The sequence below is a fragment of the SAR324 cluster bacterium genome, from assembly GCA_029245725.1.
Classification (GTDB): Bacteria; SAR324; SAR324; order SAR324; family NAC60-12; genus JCVI-SCAAA005.
This window is the reverse complement of record JAQWOT010000166.1, coordinates 1-2,660: the sequence shown is the minus strand read 5'-3', so window position 1 is coordinate 2,660 and position 2,660 is coordinate 1. Positions and strand designations below refer to the sequence as shown.

The 2,660-nt window shown below is 48.1% G+C and carries 4 protein-coding genes; all 4 read left to right on the top strand.

Annotated features, from left to right (window positions below):
- The first annotated feature begins 205 nt into the window (after positions 1-205).
- Complete coding sequence (locus P8O70_08650; GenBank protein MDG2196946.1) at positions 206-409, top strand: hypothetical protein; 204 nt, start codon at positions 206-208, stop codon at positions 407-409.
- A 40-nt stretch (positions 410-449) separates the two neighbouring features.
- Entirely contained in the window at positions 450-689 is a 240-nt protein-coding gene (locus P8O70_08645; GenBank protein ID MDG2196945.1) for a GNAT family N-acetyltransferase, read from the top strand.
- A 249-nt stretch (positions 690-938) separates the two neighbouring features.
- Positions 939-1,946, top strand: a complete 1,008-nt coding sequence (fbp, locus tag P8O70_08640) for a class 1 fructose-bisphosphatase (GenBank protein MDG2196944.1) — start codon at positions 939-941, stop codon at positions 1,944-1,946.
- The coding region (murF, locus tag P8O70_08635) for a UDP-N-acetylmuramoyl-tripeptide--D-alanyl-D-alanine ligase (GenBank protein MDG2196943.1) at positions 1,946-2,660 on the top strand (715 nt) is incomplete at its 3' end. The genes fbp and murF, both read left to right, overlap by 1 nt.

Genomic DNA, 2,660 nt, shown 5'->3' with positions numbered 1-2,660 from the left:
TTGGATACTCTGATTGACAGGAATAGCCCTTGAGGTGCTGGATTTGGGCTAGAGCAGAGTATTAAGAGTATTACTGGTAGGTCGATTGAAAATTTCAACCACCGGTGTAGTGAATTCCGACGATGATCTGAACTTTTATTTACGTGGCATCTGCATTAATTTTAGATCATGTCAAGAATTAAATCTTTGCTGCTTTGGAATTCTGTTGTCGACTTCAGGGGAATACATCCGATGTTCCCCCTCTGCGCATTATCATACGCGGCTATTTCACATCCTTTCCAGCTACGTGTTAACTAACCAAACTTTTGCGATGAGGCCAGAAATTGATCACCCAGATCTAACCGAGGTAAAAGGCCTTCCAATTGGCTTTCTGCAGATCATTGATCTGGCCCAGGAAGAGGAATACTAAAGGGGAGAGTGTGCGAGTGACTTAAGCTATCGACATCTGGATTGGTGAAGAAGCTTACATTGGCCGTGGGTTTGGCAAGGAGATGATGGAACTGGCACTGGAACGCTGCTTTGCTGATGAAAGGGTGAACTCTATCCTGATTGATCCGATGGCTTCCAACACTAGAGCCCGAAGTTTCTATGAAAAACTTGGATTCTGCTTGGTCGAATATCGCTACTTCACCAAAGTAGAATGCGCCGTATGCAGGCTTGATCGAAATGTATGGATGAACCATTCATAGATTGCCATGACCTGAAGCAATTCTGATAAATCACTTTCCTCTAAGCTCACCCAAAATGAATTAATAAATCACCCTGAATTATTTGATTTCATGATCGTTTTTTAAAAATTTATTTTAGTTCCTTACAGAAAGGCGCAGTATTTGATGATTTGCTTGACCAAATTTCGTCGTACGTTATTTCCTACTGTTTAGCGAGGCAGCGCTATGTTGAACCCAATCATCGCTCCTGATTCCTCCTTAGAGTATCTGATGCCTGTCACTTCAACAATCAATCAGCTCTCTGCTCCCGTCGGAGTCACATTACAACGATTCATCGCCAACGAACAACGAAACTATCCCCAAGCAAAAGGAGACTTCACTCAGCTACTTGCAGATATATCTCTAGCCGCCAAGATCATCAACCGTGACATCAACCGGGCCGGACTGATCAGCTTGGAAGGTAGTGCCGGAGTGGAAAATATTCAGGGAGAAGATCAACAGAAGCTGGATGTGATTGCCAATACTCGCTTCGCACGAGCTTTGCGCCTGGGAGGTAAGGTCTGCTGCATCATCTCTGAGGAAGAAGATGAACTGGTCCACACCGGTAATGAGCAGGCAAAGTATGTGGTTGCAATTGATCCACTGGATGGTTCCAGCAACATTGGCGTCAATGTCTCGATTGGCACCATCTTCTCGATCTACCGCAGACGTACGCAGCGCGGTACAAGCCCGACCATGGAGGATGCACTCCAGGCAGGCTCTCAACAGTTGGCCAGCGGTTACGTACTCTACGGTTCTTCGACCATCCTGGTGCTGACCACTGGGCATGGCGTGAACGCCATCACCTACGAACCATCTCTTGGAGAATTTTTTCTCTCGCACACACAACTACGCTTTCCAGACAGCGGAAAAATCTATTCCTGCAACGAAGGAAACTTCAATCACTTCTGTCCACGAATCCAAGCCTATCTGGAATCTTGTCGGGATCAGAACTTTCAGGGTCGCTACATTGGTTCCTTGGTTGCCGACTTCCACCGCAATCTGCTCAAAGGTGGGATCTATCTGTATCCACCCACTCAAAAGGCTCCTCAAGGCAAGCTACGCCTAATGTATGAGTGCAACGCCTTGGCTCTGCTTGCTGAACAAGCGGGAGGCATGGCGAGCGATGGAACACAGCGCATCCTGGAGATTGAGCCACAAAAACTGCACCAGCGAGTACCTTTTTACATTGGTAGCCCCAATATGGTAGAGGATGTATTGCGTCATCTGAGTAATTGATGCTGCCTTACACCGTTCATGAACTAGCTCCTGCTCTCCAAGGCTCCTCACAGCATGTTGATCCACAGACAAAGGTCTCTGGATTAACCACGGACTCTCGCAAGATCCAGCCTGGACAATGGTTTGTCTGTCTACAGGGAGAAAACAGCGATGGCCACTCCTACGCAGCCCAGGCAATGGCTCATGGTGCTGCTGGATTGATTGCCTCTGCGGAACGCCTCCCTGCCGAACTACAACAAGCACCCCGGATTGAAGTTGCCTCTCCCAATCAGGCGCTGTTGGGCTGGGCTGCCGACTACCGCAAACGCTTCTCTGGCCATGTATTGGGGATCACTGGTAGTAACGGCAAGACAACAACCAAGGAGATCGCCCGACATCTTTGCCAAAGCCTGGATGCTACTACCCACGCAACTCAGGGCAATTACAACAACTTTATCGGTGTACCCCTAACGCTTCTATCAGCCCCACTGGATACAAGTTGGTGGGTAGTTGAAATGGGAACAAACCACTTCGGAGAGATCGAAACACTAGCCAAGGTATCTCAACCAACTGTTGGTTTACTGACAAGCATCGGGGAGAGCCATTTGGAATTTCTGCTCAACACGGCTGGGGTTGCCCGAGAGAAATCCGGCTTGTGGAAGGGACTTTTGGAAGGTGGCCAAGCTTGGATTCCAGCAAATGTGTTAGAAAGAAGTGTTCTTGAGCGAGAGGCCA

Coding starts and splice junctions, on each gene's coding strand:
- fbp (MDG2196944.1), top strand. CDS start 939: ATGCCTGTCACTTCAACAATCAATCAGCTCTCTGCTCCCGTCGGAGTC.